1 protein-coding gene is annotated in these 1,331 nt (G+C 54.8%); it reads right to left on the minus strand.

All coding sequences use genetic code 11. The features are described from left to right. Nucleotides 1–37: 37 nt before the first annotated feature. Nucleotides 38–1,242 (minus strand): IS3 family transposase gene (locus PG881_RS23865; RefSeq protein WP_102948393.1). Its coding sequence is split into 2 segments (ribosomal slippage): nt 38–924 and nt 924–1,242, totalling 1,206 coding nucleotides; the frame shifts between segments, so codons are not numbered across the junction. Nucleotides 1,243–1,331: the final 89 nt, after the last annotated feature.

Below are 1,331 nucleotides of genomic sequence, written 5' to 3' on the forward strand. Positions count from 1 at the left end.
TGGATTTGACCCCATAGGTCCAGACACTTTTTCCCGCTTAGGGTTGTGATACCCGACTGCGCAGAAATTCCCGTGGTGAACGGTATCCCAAGGCGCTGTGCGGGTGGTGCTCGTTATAATGCTCAAACGCGATAGCCAAATTGCCTACCGCTGTTCGGCTATCCGGTTTTGGCATCATCTCGATATAGTCTCGCTTCATCGTCTTCACGAAGCTCTCCGCTATACCGTTACTCTGTGGGCTTCTCACTGCTGTCGTTCTGGGCTCCAACCCGATTTCTCGTGCAAACGCGCGGGTCTCATGGGCTCGATACGCCGAGCCATTATCAGTCAGCCACTCCACCGGTGATGCCGGCAACGAATCCCCAAAGCGATGTTCGACAGACCTCAGCATGACATCTTGCACAGTGTCACTATCGTAACCCCCAGTACTGGCCGCCCAGTCCAACGCTTCCCTATCGCAGCAATCCATGGCGAACGTGACACGTAGTTTTTCACCGTTATCGCAGCGAAACTCGAAGCCATCTGAGCACCACCGTCGATTGCTCTCCTTGACGGCAACACGCCCCTTATGTGCCTGCTGGGCCAATGGTGCAGCTGGTTTTCTTTCCAGCAGCAAGCCATGTTCGCGCATGACGCGATATACCCGCTTAGCGTTTACCACAGGTTGTTCTGTTGCCTCAGACTGACGCCGTAACAGCGCCCAGACCCGGCGATAGCCATAGGAGGGAAGCTCTGCCATCGCCTCCATGATACGGCCAAGTAAGGCTGCATCATCACGCTGGCGATGATGACGACCATCTTGCCAACCCGGTTTTCGATGAACACGAACGGATAGCTGCGCACGCGATACATTAAGAGCCTGGCTCACAGCACTTAATCGTCGTCCCCCGGCAACAAGGGCGCATGCGCAATCCATTTTTTTGCTCGACCATACTCCACGGCTTCTTTGAGGATCTCGTTCTCCATGGTCTTCTTCCCGAGCAGACGCTGAAGCTCTCGGATCTGCTTGATGGCAGCAGCCAACTCGGAAGCAGGAACAACATCCTCACCGGCGGTGATCGCCGTGAGAGACCCTTCTTGGAATTGCTTACGCCATTTGAAAAGCTGGTTTGCGTTGACGTCGTGCAAGCGAGCAACATGAGAGACGGTCATCCCGGGCTCAAAGGTCTGCTGCACGATGGCGATCTTTTCTTGTGGAGTCCGGCGTCGACGGCGCTCGGCCCCTGTTAACACTTCGACCATCTTCTCGTTGTGACTAGTACTGAACATAGCTCCAAGACTACCTCTTAAGTTAAGAGGGGCGAAGTGTCTGGATCTTCAAGGGGCCAATC

Origin of the sequence: Aeromonas sp. QDB54 (assembly GCF_027707385.1) — a bacterium.
GTDB lineage: Bacteria > Pseudomonadota > Gammaproteobacteria > Enterobacterales > Aeromonadaceae > Aeromonas > Aeromonas hydrophila.